Source organism: Pseudomonas sp. RU47 (genome assembly GCF_004011755.1).
Lineage (GTDB): Bacteria > Pseudomonadota > Gammaproteobacteria > Pseudomonadales > Pseudomonadaceae > Aquipseudomonas.
Map to the genome: position 1 here is coordinate 1749563 of NZ_CP022411.1, position 19452 is coordinate 1769014.

Here is a 19452-nt window from a genome sequence, read left to right on the forward strand (position 1 = left end):
ATTATTAAAATGACCGACAACAGCATCAACCAAGCCTTCGAAGCCGAGTGCCGGGAACAGATTGCCCAGCAGGGTGACGACCAGAAACTCACCGGTCTGGCCCGCGATTTCTTCAATGAATCGGCCAAGCACAAATACAGCTACCACTTCTCGTGGATGGGCCGTCCGATCATCCAGTTGCCACAAGACATGATGGCCATGCAGGAGATCATCTGGCAGGTCAAACCGGATCTGGTCATCGAGTGCGGCATCGCCCACGGCGGTTCGATCATCTACTACGCCTCTTTGCTGGAGCTGCAAGGCCACGGCGAAGTGCTGGGCATCGACCTCGACATTCGCCCGCACAACCGCGAGGCGATCGAAAGCCACCCGATGGCCAAGCGCATCAAGATGATCGAAGGTTCGAGCATCGACGCCGGCATTGCCGCCCAGGTGCAGGCTGCGGCCAAAGGCAAGAAAGTCATTCTGGTGCTCGACTCCAACCACACCCACGATCACGTCCTCGAAGAGCTGCGTCTGTACGCTCCACTGGTGTCGGTCGACAGCTACTGCGTGGTCATGGACACCGTGGTTGAAGACATGCCGGCCGATTTCTTCCCGGATCGTCCATGGGGCCCGGGCGACAACCCGAAAACCGCTGTGTGGAAATACCTGGAAGAGAATCAGGATTTCGAGATCGACCAGCAGTTGCAGAACAAGCTGCTGATCACCGTGGCGCCGGACGGCTATCTGCGTCGCGTCCGTTAATTCGCAACATCCCCAAAGCGTTATCTCGGCGAGTCGCCGGTTGTGGAGAGAAGTTATGCAAGGCAAGTACAGTTCTGAACTGACGCTACCGCTCAACGATCTGTTGACGGTGGTGCTGATTACTCACAATCGGCCGGCGTTTCTGCGCCGGGCGGTGAAGTATTACAGCAGCTTGCCCTGCAAAGTCATGGTGCTGGACTCCACATCGGAACGTCCCGAAGGCGATTTTTCCAGCGTCGATTATCACCATGTGCCGCAATTCGCTTATTGGGGCATGCAGGCCAAACTGGCCTATGGTGTGGAGCAACTGACCACGCCGTACATGGTGCTGGCGGCCGATGACGATTTCATCCTGCACGATTCGCTGGCCGAGTCCGTGGGTTTCCTGCACGCCAATCCGGATTACGGCATGTGTCACGGCTATTGCCTGATGTACCTGGCGTTGGCCGGTGGCGTCAGCTACTACCGTCGCGACAAGAAGGTCCAGGAAGACTACTGTGCCGACAAGGCTCAGGATCGGGTCGTCGATTACATGAGCCAGTACATTCCGCCGTTTTATGCGGTAACCCGTACTGATCTGATGAAGAGCTGGCATTCGGCGTTGCCGCCGGGCACCAATTTCCAGTGGCAGGAAATCGGTCACGTGTATTACCTGTTGGCCAGTGCCAAGGCGCGAATTCTGCCGATACCGTATGTGGTGCGTGAGATCAACTATGGTGCCTCCGAACACAGTACAGAGGTGTATCACTCGCTGACCTACGTCGACGCCAAATCCGTGGCCGAGCGTGAAGCGTTTGCAGAGTTCCTCGCCGCGTTGCCGACCGAAATCAAGGGTCTTGATACCGAGCAGGGCAAGGCGTTCGCCCTGCAAAGTTTCGAAGCGATGGTTGACAGCCTGCAATCGGGTCGGGCGCTGACGGCGGAACTGATCATCCAGTCCACCTGGAATCAGGAACTCAAGTATCCGGATCGCCGGTTCGGGCCGTTGCAGTACGTCGAAATGCCGTTCTACAACGAGGCGTTCTTCGACCGCTTGGCGCAGTTCGAATTCATGCTGCACGCCATGCCGGCGGGGCGTATTCAACTGGAAGGACTTGAGGGTATCTGGACCCGTCAGGCGCATTTGCTTCAGACGCGCAACAATGACACACCGGAAAGCGTGCTTGATCGTTTGTGGCAGGCCCATGACCTGAATGCGTTCAATCGCACGGTGGTCAAACGTCTCGCCGCTCAACTGGCGTCGATGGGCGAAGCTCAAGAAGCGCAAGACATGCAGGCATGGATCGAGCGTCTCGAAGCGTTGACCGTTGAAGATCATCATGCGGTCATGGACAAGATGCAGTCCGGTCGCTTGCTCAAGTGGCTGGCTGCGCGCCAGCCCGGCGGGCAGCAGGTCGAGGCGATCAGCCAACATCTGGCGCAGAATGGCGGTGGCCCGCAGTTCGGCATTTTCCTGCTGGATCTGGACGACGATATCGACAAGCTCCAGGTCTCTCTCGACAGTTTGCTGGAAGGGCAGTGCAAGGCCTTCCGGATTGTCGTGTTCACCACCGGCGAAGCGCCGGCCGCCACCACCGCGCAGAACACCTTGCACTTTGTTCGGGTGACACCGGGCAATCTGGTCGACAAGCTCAATCAGAGTGCGCGTCAGTCGCCGTGCGACTGGCTGCTGTTGGCTGAGGCCGGCGATGAGTTCACCGCCAGCGGCCTGTTGCGCGCCAGTCTGGAGCTGATGAACGCCGGCGATTGCCGTGCGGTGTCCACAGACGAAATCCAGCGCCAGGAAAACGGAGCACTGCTGGACGTGTTCCGTCCGGGCTTCAATCTTGACTTGTTGCTCAGCCTGCCATCCTTGATGGCGCGGCACTGGCTGGTGCGCCGCGATGCGCTGGTGGAGGTCGGCGGCTACCGCGCCGATTTCAACAAGGCGCTGGAACTCGATGTGCTGTTGCGCCTCATTGAAGAGCATGGTCTCAACAGCCTGGCTCACCTCGATGAGCCGTTGCTGATTACCGAGGCGCCGAAGCTGGTCGAGAACCCTGACGAGCGTCTCGCGCTGCTGCGTCATTTGGGTAATCGCGGCTACAAAGCCAAGGTCACTTCGGCGGTACCGGGGGTTTATCAGATCGACTACCACCACAGTGAACGCCCGCTGGTGTCGATCATTATTCCGGCGGGTGATGATCTGGCCGTGCTGCAACGCTGCGTCGAAGGTGTGCTGCTGCGCACCCGTTATCACCAATATGAAGTGCTGATCGCCGCCACGGCGGATCAGGTGGCTGAGGTCAATGACTGGCTTGGCACTTATCAGCATTCGAAAGTCCAGGTGCTGCGTACCGATCGGGCATTGAGCGAAACGGCCTTGTACAACGCGGCCAGCCGCCAGGTGCGGGGCGAGTATCTGGTGTTGTTGGCCGCCGATGCCGAAGTGGTCAATCCGAACTGGCTCGATTCTCTGCTCAATCATGCCCTGCGCCCGGAAGTCGGGGTGGTCGGCCCGAAACTGATCGACCGTGATCGCAAGATCAGCCAGGCCGGTCTGATCCTGGGCATGAACGGTGGTGTCGGTTCGGCCTTCGTCGGCGAAAAACACGATGCCGACGGTTATCTGCATCGCCTGGCGGTAGAACAGAATTATTCGGCGGTATCGAGCGTCTGCCTGATGGTGCGCAAAGATCTGTTCGACGCACTGGGCGGTCTCGACGACAGCACCTTCAACGACGGCTTCAGCGACGTCGATCTGTGCCTGAGCGCGGCTCAGGCCGGTTATCTGACAGTCTGGACGCCAGCGGTGCAGGTCATCCATCAGGGCGCGTTGCCGCAGGCACCGAAAGCGCTCGCGGCCCTGAAGGAAAAATGGGCAGCCGCTTTCGCCCAGGATCAGGCCTACAACGCCAACCTGAGTCTGGACGGCAAAGGTTTCGCGCTCAATGCCAGCGCTGCGCTGGACTGGCCACAGTTGCTTGCTTAAGCCTGCCGGACAGGGAAGAGGAATCAGTACATGTTCAACGGTAAATCAATTTTCATCTCCGGCGGCACCGGTTCGTTCGGGCGCAAATTCATCGCCCGACTGCTCGAGCAATACCAGCCCAAGCGCGTGGTGGTGTTCTCCCGTGACGAGCTGAAGCAGTATGAAATGCAGCAGACGTTCAACGCGCCGTGCATGCGTTACTTCATTGGTGATGTGCGTGACGCCGATCGTCTGCGTCAGGCCATGCGCGGCATCGACTACGTGGTGCATGCCGCGGCGTTGAAGCAAGTGCCAGCGGCGGAATACAACCCGACCGAATGCATCCGCACCAACGTCAACGGCGCGGAGAACATCATCGCCGCCGCCATCGATAACGGCGTGAAAAAAGTTGTCGCGCTGTCCACCGACAAGGCGGCCAGCCCGATCAATCTGTACGGCGCGACCAAGTTGCTTTCGGACAAATTGTTTGTCGCCGCCAACAATATTGCCGGCGAGCAGGAAACCCGTTTTGCTGTGGTGCGCTACGGCAACGTGGCCGGCTCGCGCGGTTCGGTGGTGCCGTTCTTCAGCAAGCTGATCGCCGACGGTGCTCAGGAGTTGCCGATCACCGACGAGCGCATGACGCGGTTCTGGATCACCCTCGACCACGGCGTGCAATTTGTCCTCGACAGCTTTGCGCGCATGCACGGCGGCGAAGTGTTCGTGCCGAAGATCCCGTCGATCCGCATCGTCGATCTGGCGCGCGGCATGGCCGAACATCTGCCGCACAAGAACGTCGGCATTCGACCCGGTGAAAAGCTCCATGAGTTGATGGTGCCGCTGGACGATGCGCGGATGACCCTTGAATTCGAAGATCACTACACCATCCAGCCGTCGATTCGCTTTACCAGTGTCGATGTCGATTTCGCCGTCGACAGACTCGGTGAGCAGGGGCGTGTCGTCAGCGAAGATTTCGAGTATCGCTCCGACACCAACCCGCATTTTCTCTCGGTCGGGCAGATCGCCGATCTGCACGCGAAGCTCTCGGTATGATTCCCTACGGTCGGCAAAGCCTCGATCAGGCAGACATCGATGCCGTCGTCGAAGTGCTGCAGTCGGACTGGCTGACCCAAGGGCCGAGCATCGAGCGTTTCGAGCAGGCAATGGCCGAACGTTGCGAGGCAGACTTCGCCGTTGCGGTGTGCAACGCCACGGCGGCGCTGCACATTGCCTGTCTGGCCGCAGGCTTGGGGCCGGGTGATCGTTTGTGGACGACGCCCAATACCTTTCTTGCCTCGGCCAACTGTGGACGTTATTGCGGGGCCGAAGTTGATTTCGTCGACATCGATCCGCTGACCTGGAACCTTGATGCCTTCGCCCTCGACGCGAAACTCGATCAGGCCGAGCAGGACGGCACTTTGCCCAAGGTGCTGGTGGCGGTGGCGTTCTCCGGGCAGAGCTGCGACATGCGCAAGATTGCCGAACTGGCCGAGCGCTACAACTTCACCGTGATCGAAGATGCGTCTCACGCGGTCGGTGCGTGCTATGCAGGGCGTCCGGTGGGTTGCGGCGAGTTCGCGGCGATGACCGTGTTCAGTTTCCACCCGGTGAAGATCATCACCAGTGCCGAAGGCGGCATGGTGCTGACTAATCGCCCTCAACTGGCCGAGCGCTTGCAGCGTCTGCGCAGCCACGGCATGACCCGCGATCCGCAGCAGATGACTGAATCGAGCCACGGCCCGTGGTACTACCAGCAGATCGAGCTGGGCTTCAATTACCGGATCACCGATCTGCAAGCCGCGCTGGGCTTGTCGCAACTGGGCAAACTGGACGAATTCATCGCCCGGCGCCGCGAACTGGCCGCGCGTTATGATCGCCTGCTGACGTATTTGCCGGTGACGTTGCCCAGTCTCCAGCCGGAGGCGGATTCGGCTTGGCATCTGTATGTCATTCGCTTGCAGACGGATCGCATCAGCCGCAGCCACCGTCAGGTGTTTGAAGGCTTGCGTGCTGCCGGTGTTGGCGTGAATCTGCATTACATTCCCGTGCACTTGCAGCCGTACTATCGCGACCTGGGTTTCGCCGAGGGCGATTTCCCCGAAGCCGAGCGTTATTACGCCGAGGCGATCAGCCTGCCGCTGTTTCCGCTGTTGAGCGATGAACAACAGGATTACGTGGTCGAGCAATTGCGTCGGCTGACCGAATAATTGCCGCTGAGGCAAAGGATGAGTATCTGCAATGCGTCATTTGAGTGAGCAGGAAAAGTTCTGGCAGGGCGACTTCGGTAACCAGTACGTCGAGCGCAATGTCGGCCAACCGCTGGTGGCGACGAATCTGGCGTTGTTTGCCAAAGCCCTGAGCCGTGCCGCAGGCATCGAGAGCCTGGTCGAACTGGGCACTAACGCCGGCAATAATTTGCAGGCGTTGCATCAACTTCTGCCCCGTTGCGAGCTGTTCGGCGTCGAGATCAATGACAGCGCCTGTGCTCAGGCACGGGCGTTGGACATTGCACAGATCTGGCATGGCTCGCTGTTCGATTTCCCGCGCGAGCGCCGCTACGACCTGACCCTGAGTAAAGGCGTGCTGATTCACTTGGCCCCGGAGCTGTTGCCGACCGCTTATGCGCAGTTGTACGAGCTGAGCCAGCGCTACATCCTGATCGCCGAGTATTACAATCCGGCACCGGTGGAAGTGTCCTATCGTGGCAACAGCGGCAAGCTGTTCAAGCGCGATTTTGCCGGGGAGATGCTTGATCGCTATGCCGATCTGCACCTGCTCGATTACGGTTTTGCCTATCACCGCGATCCGCAATTCCCGGCGGACGACATCACTTGGTTCCTGTTGGAAAAACGTCCTTGAGCAACGTTGCAATCATCCCGGCCCGTGGCGGCAGCAAACGCATCCCGCGCAAGAATCTCTTGCCATTCGACGGCGTGCCGATGATTGTCCGTTCGATCCGCACTGCGCTGGAATCGGGCTTGTTCGATCAGGTCGTGGTCAGCACCGACGATGCCGAAATTGCCGATGTGGCGCGAGCCCATGGCGCGCAGGTGCCTTTTTTGCGCCCGGCAGACCTGGCCGATAATTTCACCGGCACGGCGGCAGTGATCGTGCATGCCTTGCAGCAGTTGCCGGCGTACGATTACGCCTGTTGCGTGTATGCCACGGCGCCGCTGTTGCAGGCACGCTATCTGCGCCAGGGCATCGAATTGCTGGAGCAGCACCTGGAGAAGTCTTTCGCGTTCTCCGTGTGCAGTTTCGGTTTTCCGGTGCAGCGTGCGCTGACGCTGGACGGGCAGGGTGCGTTGAGCGCTTTGTATCCGGAATTTCGCAATACACGTTCGCAGGATTTGCCCGAAGCATTTCAGGACGCCGGTCAGTTTTACTGGGGGCGCACTGAGGCGTGGTTGCGCGGCGAGGTGCTCTATTCGCCAGCCAGCCTGCCGGTGATTCTGCCCCGGCATCTGGTGCAGGACATCGACACCCTTGAAGACTGGAAGCGCGCCGAATACCTATACGCCGCGCTCAAGGCGGGTGGAGAGTTGCAATGAGAGTACTGATTCGTGCCGACGCCTCGCCAACCATCGGCAGCGGCCACATTGCCCGCTGCCTGACGCTGGCGCGAGTGTTGCGCGGGCAGGGCAGCCATGTCGCGTTTGCCTGTCGAAAATTGCCGGGACATCAGCTCGATATGCTGAGCGCCGAAGGGTTCGAGACATTTGCGTTGCCGGATCTCTATTGTGATGAAGACCCACAGCAAGCCATCGAATCCATGCTGCCGTGGCAGGCCGACATCGACGCGCTGGATCTGTTGTTGGCCGGCCATGCCGGGTTCGACTGGATCATCGTCGATCATTACGGCCTCGATCATCACTGGCAAACCGCCGCCCGGCGCTGGGCGCAGCGCATAGCGGCAGTCGACGATCTGGCTACCCGGCGCTACAGCGCGGATCTTTTGCTCAATCAGAATCTGTCCGGTCTGCATGAAAATTATCAGCCGCTGTTACCCGACGGCTGTCGCACCTTGCTTGGCCCGCGCTATGCCATGTTGCGCGAAGAGTTCTGTTGCCCGGCCATCGAAATCAAACCCAGGGCTCGCCGCGTGCTGGTGAATTTCGGCGGCTTCGATGCGGCCATGCAGACTCATCACGCAATGCTCGCCCTGGCCGAATACAGCGATCTGCAAGTGGACTTTGTCGCCGGTGCCGACAATCCGGCGTGGACGCCGATGCAGGCCTTGGCCGAGACGCGGCCGAACTGGCGCCTGCACAGCTTCGTCAGCGATTTCCATCAGCGCATGACTGAAGCGGATCTGTTTATCGGCGCTGGGGGCGGCACCAGTTGGGAGCGGGCGGCGATGGGGTTGCCGACGATCTGTATCGCCGTGTCGAACAATCAGCAGAGCAACGGCGAAGTCATGGCAGCGGCGGGCGCACATGTGTTCATGGGCGCTCGTGAGCAGGTCAGTGTCGAGCAGTTGCGCGACGCCATCGGCTTTGTCACCGGCAATCATTATTTGCGCCAAAGCCTGGCCGAACGCTCGCGACAACTGGTCGACGGGCGTGGTGCCGAGCGTGTTGCGGTGGCACTGGCCGGTGCGGTGCTGAAGGTGCGTGCGGCGACTCTGGATGATGCGCAGTTGCTGTTCGATGGGCGTAATGCCGAAACGGTACGGCGCTGGTCGCTGGACAGCGGCGTGATCGACTGGCCGCAGCACCTGAACTGGCTGACGGCGAGTTTGCGCAATCCACAGCGCCTGCTGTTGATCGCCGAGGCGGATGACGGTGCGGTCGGCGTTGTGCGGTATGACCTGCGCGGGTTTGAAGCCGAAGTCTCGATTTACCTGCTCGAACGGCGGATGGGTCTGGGGTGGGGCAGGGCGCTATTGGCCCGTGGTGAGGCATTTGTTGCCGCGCACTGGCCGCAACTGAAGGTCATCACCGCTCGGGTGTTGCCGGACAATCGTCCCTCGTTGAATGTGTTTCGTGACGCCGGGTTCACTCAGAGTGCTTGTGCGTTCACCCGTGTTTTGAAGGATTCCCCGCATGACTAGTTTCAAGATCGGCAACCGCTTGATCGGTGCCGAGGCGCCACCCTTCATCATCGCCGAGATGAGCGGCAACCATAACCAGTCACTGGACGTCGCCCTGCAAATTGTCGAGGCAGCGGCCAAGGCGGGGGCGCATGCGCTGAAGCTGCAAACCTACACCGCCGAAACCATGACGCTGGATTTGTCTGAGGGCGAATTCTTCATCAAGGATCCGGGCAGTCTGTGGGCGGGTACTTCGCTCTACGATTTGTATGAAAAAGCCCATACACCGTGGGAATGGCATGCACCGATTTTTGCTCGTGCCAAGGAACTGGGGATGCTCGCGTTCTCGACACCGTTCGATGACAGCGCCGTGGAATTTCTCGAAAGCCTCGATGTTCCGGCCTACAAGATCGCCAGTTTCGAAAACACCGATTTGCCGTTGATCCGTCGTGTGGCCGCCACCGGCAAGCCGCTGATCATTTCCACCGGCATGGCCAGTATCGCTGAACTGGATGAGGCCGTTCGCGCCGCGCGCGAGGCCGGTTGCAAAGATCTGGTGTTGCTCAAATGCACCAGCACTTACCCGGCAACGCCGCTCAACAGCAACGTGCGCACGATTCCCCATCTGCGTGAGTTGTTCGGTTGCGAAGTGGGGCTGTCCGATCACTCGATGGGCGTTGGCGTGTCGGTGGCAGCCGTGGCGCTTGGCGCGACGGTGGTGGAAAAGCACTTCACCCTCGACCGTTCAGCGGGTGGCGTCGATGCCAGTTTCTCGCTGGAACCGGCAGAAATGGCCAGTCTGGTGGTGGAAACCGAGCGCGCCTGGCAGGCCATGGGGCAGGTGCATTACGGCGTCACAGAGGCTGAACGCAAGTCGCTGGTGTATCGCCGCTCGCTGTATGTCACGGCTGACATGGCCGCCGGTGACACCTTTACCGGGGACAATCTGCGCGCCATTCGCCCGGGTCTCGGTCTGCCGCCCAAGCACACCGACGCCGTCCTCGGCCGCCGCGCCCGCGCGCCGATCAAGCGCGGCACGCCTCTGGACTGGTCGTTGGTCGAATAACCCGATCTGCACCGATTCGGCAAAATAGCGTGACCTGCGAGTCATAACGCGCATCTTCACTGTATTGTATTGATCGGGGAGATGGCGCCTGGCTCGTTTTCGATTCCAGTGATAGCCCTTTGCGCTCCCCGTGGCTGCCCGTTGTGGCGGCCGTTTTCTATTTGTCGGCGCCCCTCGAAATCCTTGCGAGCGGTGGTCTTGGGCTGTTTTTTATTGGGAAGCCGTAATGATTGGCATAAAAAGCATTGCGAGCTACGTTCCTGTAGCCGGCGTGGACAATTACGCACAAGGTGCAAAATTCGAGAAGGATGAAGAGTTCATCCTTGGCAAGATCGGTTCGGCGTTTCTGCCACGCAAAGACGCTGAACAGGAAACCTCCGATCTGTGCGTGGAAGCGGCCAATGCGCTGTTTGCCAGCAACCCTGAACTGAAGCGTGAGTCGATCGACGCCTTGATCGTCGTCACCCAGAACGGTGACGAAGAAGGCCTGCCACACACCGCCGCCATCGTGCAGGACAAACTCGGTCTGCCGACCAACGTTGCGGCGTTCGATATTTCCCTGGGCTGCTCCGGTTACGTCTACGGCATCTACGCGATCAAGGGCTTCATGGAAGCCGCTGGCCTGAAGAATGGTCTGCTGATCACCGCTGACCCGTATTCGAAAATCGTCGACCCTGAAGACCGCAACACCACTATGCTGTTCGGCGATGCCGCGACGGCTACGTGGATGGGCGAAGAGCCGACCTGGGCGCTGGGCAAAGCCAAGTTCGGTACTGACGGCTCCGGTGCACCGCATTTGAAAGTGACCGATGGCGTATTCTTCATGAACGGTCGTCAGGTGTTCAACTTTGCCTTGCTGAAAGTCCCGGCACACTTGCACGAGTTGCTGGATGACTCAGGTCTGAAGGCGGATGACATCGATGCCTTCTGCATTCACCAGGGCAGTGCGGCAATTGTCGATGCGGTGGCGCGACGTTTCGAAGGTGAGCCGGAAAAATTCATCAAAGACATGGTTGAGACCGGTAACACCGTGTCGTCGAGCATTCCGTTGCTGCTGGAAAAACACGTCATCGATTCCGACTGGCAGCGTATTGCCTTGAGCGGTTTTGGCGTCGGTCTGTCGTGGGGCTCGGCGATCATCTATCGTCCTTGAGTCTGATCAAAAACGGCGGATACAAAAATAGCGTTCAAGGTTAACCTTGAACGCTATTTTTTTGCCTGTAAGGGAGCGCGAGGCGCCATGAGCGAGTTTTTTCAAGCCAATGCCGAGGTGTTGCAACGGCGCTGGCCGGCGCTGTTCGAGCGACTGATGGCGGAAGACAGTGCGGCAGTCCAGGCCGAACTGGTGCAGGGGTTGGGATCGACGCTCAGCGTTAATGGTGTTCAGCTCACCAGCCGCCATGACCGCATCCATGAAGCCCGGATTCAGGCGGCAAGCCTGGCGGACAAGCCGCAATTGCATGTCTACGGTACCGGCCTCGGCGATTTGCCCAGCGTGCTACTGGAGCGTGAAGGGCTTGAGCGTCTGTACGTGCACATCCTCAATGGCGCATTGTTCGCGCTGGTGGTGCAACTGCTCGATCAGCGCCATTGGCTGGAAGATCCGCGCGTCGAGTTGTTTTACGCCGGCGACCATCCAGACTTTTTTACGCCGTTTTTTGCCCTGCCTGCCGAGATGCTGCTGGCCGACGATTTCAACGCGAAAGTGCGTGATCGCTTGGTCAGCGAAGTGCACCTGAGCTTCAACAATCGGGATTTCGATCCGCAGTCACCGCAGATTCAACAGCGTTTGCAGGAATGCCTGCCGGTGCTGCTCGCCGATGCGGATGTGGCGCAGTTGTTCGGCACCTGTGCCGGCCGGGAAATCTACGTGATCGCCACCGGGCCGACGCTGGAGCAGCATTACCAGCGTCTGGCGGCAATCCGTCAACGCGCCGAACGCCCGTTGTTCCTCTGTGTCGACACCGCGTATCGACCGCTGCGCGAACACGGGATTGTGCCTGACCTGGTGGTGAGCATTGATCAGCGCATCAGCTTTCGCCATCTGCCGTTCGAGGAGTCCGACGGCATCCCGCTGGTGTATCTGCCGATGAGCGATCCGTCGGTGTTGAAGGCGTGGAAGGGCAAGCGTTACGGTGGTTATTCCGCGAGTCCGATCTACGCGAATCTGCGTGAGCAACACCCGCGAGCGCAGTTGCACGTGGGCGGCAGTGTGATTCACCCGGCGGTGGATCTGGCGGTAAAGATGGGTGCCACCGGCATCACGCTGTTTGGTGCTGACTTCGCCTTCCCGATGAACAAGACCCATGCAGGCTGGAACGACGGCGATCTGGGGCCACCGGTGAATCAGGCGCGGCATTGGGTGCGCGATGGCCATGGTCAGCGGGTGACCACACAGCTCAACTTTCGCGGTTATTTGTGTGTGCTGGAGCGCTATATCGCTGCACATCCACAGGTCGAATTTCTCAACAGCAGCCGCTCCGGGGCGCTGATCGCCGGAACCGGCTTCAACCCGGAGTTTGTGCGATGAGTACGCTGAGCCTCTGTAAGGATGAATGTCGCCAGTGTGCGGGTTTGTTTCGCCTCGGGCGCGATGTCGAAGCGGCGCTGACGATGGTCGATGTGTTTGAAAAGGCCCAGCAATGTTTAGCGTCTGCCCCGGCAGAGGTTCAGCAGGAGTGGGCGCAGCTGTTAATGCAAATGCTCGAATGCCAGGAGCGTCAGGACTGGTTGGGGCTGGCTGACTCTATGGAGTACGAGCTGGTGGATTTGCTGGGAAGTGTTCGGGCCTGAACACGCCGACAGCACTGGCCCGCAGGTTTGCGCGGCAGTCGGTTTTATGACGTCATTTTTTCGCGGCGGATGGGCTGCTAAGTCTTTGTTTTCTCGGGGGTGGCAGGGTGATGGCAAATTTTTTTCAAAAAGCCCTCAAGCAACCTGCAAACCCGACGATAACTATTACGAAGGTTCTCTAGGCCATACCCGGCGGTTGCCAGGGCCGGAAGCCGCAGTACCCAACCAACGAGGAATTCGTCATGGCTTTAACAGTAAACACCAACACCACGTCGTTGAACGTTCAGAAAAACCTGAACCGCGCTTCCGACGCTCTGTCGACTTCGATGCAGCGCCTGTCTTCCGGCCTGAAAATCAACAGCGCTAAAGACGACGCCGCTGGCCTGCAGATCTCGAACCGTATGTCCTCGCAGATCCGTGGTAACACCCAAGCCATCCAGAACGCCAACGACGGTATCTCCGTTGCCCAGACCGCTGAAGGCGCTCTGCAAGCTTCGACCGACATCCTGCAGCGTATGCGTGAACTGGCTGTTAAAGCACGTAACGGCACCAACGGCACTGCTGACCAGACCGCAACCAACGCTGAATTCGCTCAGATGTCTGACGAAATCACCCGTATCTCGGCTGCTACCAACCTGAACGGCAAAAACCTGCTGGACGGTTCGGCTGGTACTGTGACTCTGCAAGTTGGCGCAAACACCGGTTCGGCTAACCACATCGACCTGGTACTGAGCTCCAAGTTCGACGCCGTCAGCCTGTCGGTTGGTAGCGGTACTGTAGTTCTGACCGGTACTTCGGGTACTGGTGCTGGTTCTGCTTCGCAGAACATCGACAACGCGATCACCGCAATCGACGCCGCTATCGCTGCTATCGGTGCAACCCGTGCCAGCCTGGGTGCTTCGCAAAACCGTCTGACCAGCACCATCTCCAACCTGCAGAACATCACCGAAAACACCACTGCTGCACAAGGTCGCGTACAAGATACCGACTTCGCCGCAGAGACTGCTAACCTGACCAAGCAGCAAACCCTGCAACAGGCTTCGACCTCTGTTCTGGCTCAAGCCAACCAACTGCCTTCCGCTGTACTGAAGCTGCTTCAGTAATTTCGGATCGAGTTTGGGCGGGGGAGTGCGCTGGTCGCGCTCTCTCGCCTTTTTACGTTAAGAGGTGATGGGCATGGACATGAGCGTAAAGCTTAACGTGTCTTATCCGGCTCCCAAGCCAGTGCCACCGGTTGCTGACAAATCGTCAGAGATGCCTAAAGTTGCCAAGACTGAAGCGCCGGTCGCTGCCAAGAGTCAGGAAACGGACGACGCCAAGTTGAAACTGGCGGTGCAGGAGATCGAAAAGTTTGTACAGTCGATCAAGCGCAATCTGGAGTTTTCGATCGACGAACACTCCGGGAAGGTCATCGTCAAGGTGATCGCAAGCGAGACGGGTGAGGTCGTACGACAGATTCCCTCCGCAGAAGCCCTCAAGCTGGCAGACAGCCTCGCCAATGCGAGTCACGTGTTGTTCGACGCCAAAGTCTGATAGCTGGCATGAATAGTGTTTGTCCGTTCTCAGGGCGCGTGTAACGGTCAAAAGAATGGCAACAATCTGAAGGGAGATGCACATGGCAAGTCCAATTCTACCGGGTTCCGGACTGGGTTCCGGCCTGGACATCGGCGCGATCGTCACCGCGCTGGTAAACGCCGACAAGTCTGCCAAACAGACGCAGATCGATACCGCAACTAAAACCAACACCCTGAAGATTTCCGGTGTCGGTACGCTGAAAAGCGCGTTGGCGGCCTATCAGAAGGCAATGACCGATCTGAGCAGCAAGACCAACCCTGCGTTTGCCGGTTACACGGCGACCTCGGCTACCCCGGCAACGCTGACCGCTACTTCCGATAACACGGCTGTTTCGGGCACATACAGTGTCGTGGTGAATAACCTGGCCACCGGCTCGAAAGTAGCCAGTGCATCCTTTGCCGGCGGCGCGGCCAGTGCCATTCCGAGTGGTACCCTGAAAATCAGTCAGAATGGCACTGATTACAATGTCGATATTCCGGCCAATGCCACCTTGCAGACCACCCGTGACGCCATCAACAAGGCGCAGGGTATCAACGGCATTTCCGCCAACATCGTGACCGACAGCTCGGGCGCTTCGCGTCTGGTGATCAGTTCGAACAAGACGGGCGCCGGCTCCGACCTGACGGTCAGTGGCATTGCCGGTCTGGAAATCGATGGCACCAAGGTCATGTCTGCCACCCCGACCGCCGGTGATTCAGGGTCTGTGGGCGACATTGCCAAGGATGCGAAGCTGACCATCGATGGTCTTACCGTGACCAGCAAAAGCAACACGGTGAGCGGCGCCATCAGTGGCTTGACCATGAACCTGGTAGAAGCCAGCCCTACGGCGGTGAAGGTCTCAGTCGATACCAACACCAAGGGCTTGCAGGCTTCTGTTCAGCAATTCGTCGACGCCTTCAACACGCTCAAGACCACCATCGATAGCCTGTCCAAGGCAACGCCAGACGAAGATGGCAAGTTGACGGTGCAGGCCGCGTTTACCGGTGACTCTCTGCCGCGTACGTTGATTGCAGACATTCGTGCTCAGTTGACCACTTCGTCGCCAGGCGAGCTGGGTGTGCTGTCGCAGATCGGTGTCATGACTGATCGCGACACCGGTAAGCTGACGCTGGACGCTACTGCCTTCAACAAGGCTATGTCTCAGCCAGGCATGACGGGTCAGGTTCAGCAGTTGTTCACCGGCACCGACGACAAGAACGGTCTGCTGGCGCGTATGACCAAGGCGGTCGATCCGTACCTCAAAGCTTCTGCTGATGGTAAAACCACCAGCGGTCTGCTTGATCAACGTATGACCATTCTGAACAACAACACCCGCAGCCTCACGTCGCAGCAATTGGCGCTGGACCTGCGTGTGGCCAACCTGACCAAGACGTTGACTGCCAAGTACAACGCCATGGACTTGCTGGTAGGGCAGATGAAGGCTACGGCGAGCAACATCACGTCGTTCTTCAGCTCGCTGAACGCGCAGCAATCCGCGAAGTAACAGGCAGGAACGACAAAAACCCGGCTACGCTTTATCGGCGTGTGCCGGGTTTTTGTCTTCTGCTCTAAAGTTTTGTGATTCGTTGGCGATACACTGGTTATACGAGTCATTGTGGCAATGAGGTAGAACATGAATCCGATGTTAGCCCTTCGGCAGTATCAGAAAGTCGGCGCACACGCTCAGACATCCGAAGCGAGCCCGCACCGTCTGGTGCAAATGTTGATGGAAGGTGGACTGGCCCGTATCGCTCAGGCCAAAGGCGCCATCGAGCGCAAGGACATTCCAGGCAAATGCACTTCGATCAGCAAGGCGATCGGCATTGTCAGTGGTCTGCGCGAAGGCCTCGACCTTGAAAACAGCGCAGACACCCTGGCTGATCTGGACGGGCTGTACATCTACATGATGAAGCGCCTCGCCGAGGCGAACATCAGCAGTGATCTGCGCATTCTCGACGAGGTTGCAGGCTTGCTGAGTACGGTAAAAGAAGGCTGGGATGCGATCGCGCCTACGCCAGCTCCGCAGTTCTGAAGGAGATCGTCATGAGTCTTGTATTGCAGCGAATCGCCGATACCCGTGAAGCGTTGGTCACAGCATTGGCCGAGCGTAATTGGGAAGCCATTGGCGAGCTGGATCTGGCTTGCCGTTCCTGCATGGAAGACGTCATGGCTGAGGCTTCGCTGGACGAAGTCGCGTTGCGCGACAATCTTGAAGAGTTGCTCCATGTCTACAAGGAGCTTCTTGAGGTGGCCATGGGTGAGCGGCAAGCGATTGCCAACGAGATGTCGCAGATCACCCAAGCGCAGAACGCGGCAAAGGTTTACCATCTGTTTGGTTAATTAACCCCCAGTTAATCCAGACATGTGCGCCATAAATTTGACTGTGCACGGTTTTTTGACTTAACTAGTGGCTGTTTTCAGATTTCAGGCGTCTACAGGCACATGGTGTCCTGCAAGCGTCTCGCTTGCCCCATTTTTCGGGCATTGAGTTGACTAGGGAAGTTGCTATTGCATGTGGCGTGAAACCAAAATTCTGCTGATCGATGACGATAGCGTCCGCCGCCGCGACCTGGCGGTGATTCTAAATTTTCTCGGCGAAGAAAATTTACCCTGCGGCAGCCATGACTGGCAGCAGGCAGTCGGCTCTTTGTCGTCTAGTCGTGAGGTCATTTGCGTACTGATCGGGACCGTTAATGCTCCTGGCGCGCTTTTGGGCTTGTTAAAGACACTCTCAACCTGGGATGAGTTCCTTCCGGTTTTGTTGATGGGCGATAATTCTTCCGTTGACTTGCCTGAAGACCAGCGTCGCCGAGTGCTTTCGACCCTCGAAATGCCGCCCAGCTACAGCAAATTGCTCGACTCCCTGCACCGTGCCCAGGTCTATCGCGAGATGTATGACCAGGCCCGCGAGCGCGGTCGTCATCGCGAACCCAATCTGTTCCGCAGCCTCGTTGGCACCAGCCGTGCGATTCAGCACGTGCGCCAAATGATGCAGCAGGTCGCCGACACCGACGCCAGTGTGCTGATCCTCGGCGAGTCCGGCACCGGCAAGGAAGTGGTTGCGCGTAACCTGCATTACCATTCCAAGCGTCGCGATGCGCCATTCGTTCCGGTCAACTGCGGGGCGATCCCGGCAGAGCTGCTCGAAAGCGAATTGTTCGGTCACGAGAAGGGCGCCTTCACCGGTGCGATCACCAGTCGTGCCGGCCGCTTCGAACTGGCCAACGGCGGTACGCTGTTCCTCGACGAAATCGGCGACATGCCGCTGCCGATGCAGGTCAAACTGCTGCGCGTGCTGCAGGAGCGCACCTTCGAGCGCGTGGGCAGCAACAAGACCCAAAGCGTCGATGTGCGCATCATTGCCGCAACGCACAAGAATCTCGAAAGCATGATCGAGATCGGCACCTTCCGCGAAGACCTCTACTATCGCCTGAACGTGTTCCCGATCGAGATGGCGCCGCTGCGTGAGCGCGTCGAAGATATTCCGTTGCTGATGAACGAACTGATCTCGCGCATGGAGCACGAGAAGCGTGGTTCGATCCGTTTCAACTCGGCGGCGATCATGTCTCTGTGCCGTCACGGCTGGCCGGGCAACGTCCGCGAGCTGGCCAACCTGGTCGAGCGCATGGCGATCATGCATCCGTACGGGGTGATCGGCGTGGTCGAACTGCCGAAGAAATTCCGCTACGTCGATGACGAAGACGAGCAAATGGTCGACAGCCTGCGCAGTGATCTCGAAGAGCGCGTGGCGATCAATGGCCATACGCCGGACTTCACCGCCAACGCCATGCTGCCGCCGGAAGGCCTGGACCTGAAAGACTACCTCGGTGGTCTGGAGCAGGGCCTGATCCAGCAGGCGCTGGACGATGCCAATGGCATTGTGGCGCGTGCCGCTGAACGTCTGCGTATCCGTCGTACCACGCTGGTCGAGAAGATGCGCAAGTACGGCATGAGCCGGCGCGATGGAGATGAACAGGCGGAGGATTGACGCCTGTTTTTCAACTGCTTCATTTATAAGCAGTTTTTTTTAGGCACGGGTATTGCTACAGCCCTCGCAACGTTCCGTTTAACTGACGGTCAGCCAAGCGAGAAGCACAATGCCCCAAGCCGCCCAGATGTCTTCTGCCTCCAGTCCCGAGGGGCAACCGTCCTCCGTAGAACAGGCAAGCCGACAGGGTCTTGAGCAGGCCTTCGAGCTGTTCAGCCAGATGTCCAGCCAACTGACAGACTCCTACAGCATGCTTGAGGCGCGGGTGACCGAGCTCAAGGGAGAGCTGGCGGTAGTCAGCGCCCAGCGCATGCAGGAGCTGGCCGAAAAAGAGCGCTTGGCCAATCGTCTGCAAAACCTTCTTGATCTGTTGCCCGGTGGTGTCATCGTCATTGACGGTCACGGCATGGTGCACGAGGCCAACCCGGCTGCCATCGAGTTGCTCGGGCTGCCGCTTGAAGGCGAATTGTGGCGCCACGTCATTGCCCGCTGTTTTGCCCCGCGTGAAGACGACGGTCATGAAATATCTCTGAAAAATGGTCGACGCCTGTCGATTGCCACCCGCTCGCTGGACGCCGAGCCGGGTCAGTTGGTGCTGCTCAACGACCTGACAGAAACCCGTCATCTGCAAGATCAACTGGCGCGCCACGAGCGTTTGTCTTCGCTGGGGCGCATGGTCGCCTCGCTGGCGCATCAGATCCGCACGCCATTGTCGGCTGCCTTGCTCTACGCCAGTCATTTGACTGAGCAGGAGTTGCCGGTCGCCACCCAGCAGCGTTTCGCCGGGCGCCTGAAAGAGCGTCTGCATGAGCTGGAGCATCAGGTGCGCGACATGTTGGTGTTCGCTCGCGGTGAATTGCCGTTGACCGACCGCCTCACACCCAACGCTTTGATGCAGGCCCTGCAAGCTGCGGCGCTGACCCATGTGCAGGATCTGCCCATCCGCTGGCAGTGCGACAGTCATGTCGGCGAGCTGTTGTGCAATCGCGACACGCTGGTCGGGGCACTGTTGAATTTGATTGAAAACGCGATTCAGGCCAGTGCCGGCGACGTTCGCCTGAAAGTGCATTGCTACACCCGCGACAACAGCCTGCGCCTGTGCATCAGCGACAGTGGCAGCGGCATCGAACCGGCTGTTCTGGCGCGGCTCGGCGAACCGTTTTTTACCACCAAAGTCACCGGTACTGGCCTCGGCCTGACCGTGGTCAAAGCGGTAGCGCGTGCACATCAGGGAGAATTGCTGCTGCGTTCGCGAGTCGGGCGTGGCACGTGCGCGCAGGTCATCCTGCCGCTGTTTTCCGCAGTACAGGGAGCTGAGTGAA

Annotated in this window: 18 protein-coding genes; all 18 read left to right on the forward strand. The window is 58.8% G+C overall.

The window, feature by feature from the left end; translation table 11 throughout:
- Window positions 1–9 precede the first annotated feature (9 nt).
- The 18 genes from CCX46_RS07940 to CCX46_RS08025 all read left to right on the forward strand — a co-directional run bounded on the left by CCX46_RS07940 (window position 10) and on the right by CCX46_RS08025 (window position 19451).
- On the forward strand, window positions 10–747 hold the full coding sequence (locus CCX46_RS07940) for a cephalosporin hydroxylase family protein (RefSeq protein ID WP_093439633.1): 738 nt from the start codon (window positions 10–12) through the stop codon (window positions 745–747).
- Window positions 748–802: 55 nt separating this feature from the next.
- Window positions 803–3718: a TIGR00180 family glycosyltransferase gene (locus CCX46_RS07945; RefSeq protein WP_127926302.1), complete on the forward strand. Its 2916-nt coding sequence runs from the start codon at window positions 803–805 to the stop codon at window positions 3716–3718.
- A gap of 30 nt (window positions 3719–3748) precedes the next feature.
- On the forward strand, window positions 3749–4750 hold the full coding sequence (gene pseB / locus CCX46_RS07950) for a UDP-N-acetylglucosamine 4,6-dehydratase (inverting) (RefSeq protein ID WP_007920072.1): 1002 nt from the start codon (window positions 3749–3751) through the stop codon (window positions 4748–4750).
- The gene (gene pseC / locus CCX46_RS07955) at window positions 4747–5904 is read left to right on the forward strand and encodes a UDP-4-amino-4,6-dideoxy-N-acetyl-beta-L-altrosamine transaminase (RefSeq protein WP_127926303.1); all 1158 of its coding nucleotides are present in this window, start codon (window positions 4747–4749) and stop codon (window positions 5902–5904) included. Before pseB ends, pseC begins: the two co-directional genes overlap by 4 nt.
- A gap of 31 nt (window positions 5905–5935) precedes the next feature.
- Window positions 5936–6556: a pseudaminic acid biosynthesis-associated methylase gene (locus tag CCX46_RS07960; RefSeq protein WP_127926304.1), complete on the forward strand. Its 621-nt coding sequence runs from the start codon at window positions 5936–5938 to the stop codon at window positions 6554–6556.
- The gene (gene pseF / locus CCX46_RS07965; RefSeq protein ID WP_127926305.1) at window positions 6553–7248 is read left to right on the forward strand and encodes a pseudaminic acid cytidylyltransferase; all 696 of its coding nucleotides are present in this window, start codon (window positions 6553–6555) and stop codon (window positions 7246–7248) included. The genes CCX46_RS07960 and pseF overlap by 4 nt, the downstream gene beginning before the upstream one ends.
- Window positions 7245–8750, forward strand: coding sequence for a UDP-2,4-diacetamido-2,4,6-trideoxy-beta-L-altropyranose hydrolase (gene pseG, locus CCX46_RS07970; RefSeq protein WP_127926306.1), 1506 nt, complete (start codon window positions 7245–7247; stop codon window positions 8748–8750). Before pseF ends, pseG begins: the two co-directional genes overlap by 4 nt.
- Entirely contained in the window at window positions 8743–9795 is a 1053-nt protein-coding gene (gene pseI / locus CCX46_RS07975; protein ID WP_127926307.1) for a pseudaminic acid synthase, read from the forward strand. Before pseG ends, pseI begins: the two co-directional genes overlap by 8 nt.
- A gap of 226 nt (window positions 9796–10021) precedes the next feature.
- Entirely contained in the window at window positions 10022–10948 is a 927-nt protein-coding gene (locus CCX46_RS07980; protein WP_016984292.1) for a ketoacyl-ACP synthase III, read from the forward strand.
- An 87-nt stretch (window positions 10949–11035) separates the two neighbouring features.
- Window positions 11036–12325: a motility associated factor glycosyltransferase family protein gene (locus CCX46_RS07985; protein ID WP_127926308.1), complete on the forward strand. Its 1290-nt coding sequence runs from the start codon at window positions 11036–11038 to the stop codon at window positions 12323–12325.
- Window positions 12322–12588, forward strand: coding sequence for a hypothetical protein (locus CCX46_RS07990; RefSeq protein WP_127926309.1), 267 nt, complete (start codon window positions 12322–12324; stop codon window positions 12586–12588). Before CCX46_RS07985 ends, CCX46_RS07990 begins: the two co-directional genes overlap by 4 nt.
- Window positions 12589–12830: 242 nt before the next feature.
- Window positions 12831–13691, forward strand: coding sequence for a flagellin domain-containing protein (locus CCX46_RS07995; RefSeq protein ID WP_016771090.1), 861 nt, complete (start codon window positions 12831–12833; stop codon window positions 13689–13691).
- A gap of 73 nt (window positions 13692–13764) precedes the next feature.
- A complete protein-coding gene (locus CCX46_RS08000; RefSeq protein ID WP_108226850.1) occupies window positions 13765–14121 on the forward strand; it encodes a flagellar protein FlaG in 357 nt (118 codons plus the stop codon).
- A gap of 82 nt (window positions 14122–14203) precedes the next feature.
- Window positions 14204–15646, forward strand: coding sequence for a flagellar filament capping protein FliD (fliD, locus tag CCX46_RS08005; protein WP_127926310.1), 1443 nt, complete (start codon window positions 14204–14206; stop codon window positions 15644–15646).
- 129 nt (window positions 15647–15775) lie between these two features.
- Window positions 15776–16174 carry a flagellar export chaperone FliS gene (fliS, locus tag CCX46_RS08010; protein WP_095122701.1) on the forward strand — a complete coding sequence of 133 codons (399 nt, stop codon included), beginning with the start codon at window positions 15776–15778 and terminating at the stop codon, window positions 16172–16174.
- 11 nt (window positions 16175–16185) lie between these two features.
- Window positions 16186–16482 carry a flagellar protein FliT gene (locus CCX46_RS08015; protein ID WP_095122700.1) on the forward strand — a complete coding sequence of 99 codons (297 nt, stop codon included), beginning with the start codon at window positions 16186–16188 and terminating at the stop codon, window positions 16480–16482.
- A 172-nt stretch (window positions 16483–16654) separates the two neighbouring features.
- Window positions 16655–18130, forward strand: a complete 1476-nt coding sequence (locus tag CCX46_RS08020) for a sigma-54 dependent transcriptional regulator (RefSeq protein WP_007920053.1) — start codon at window positions 16655–16657, stop codon at window positions 18128–18130.
- A gap of 109 nt (window positions 18131–18239) precedes the next feature.
- A complete protein-coding gene (locus CCX46_RS08025; protein ID WP_127926311.1) occupies window positions 18240–19451 on the forward strand; it encodes a sensor histidine kinase in 1212 nt (403 codons plus the stop codon).
- Window position 19452: the final 1 nt, after the last annotated feature.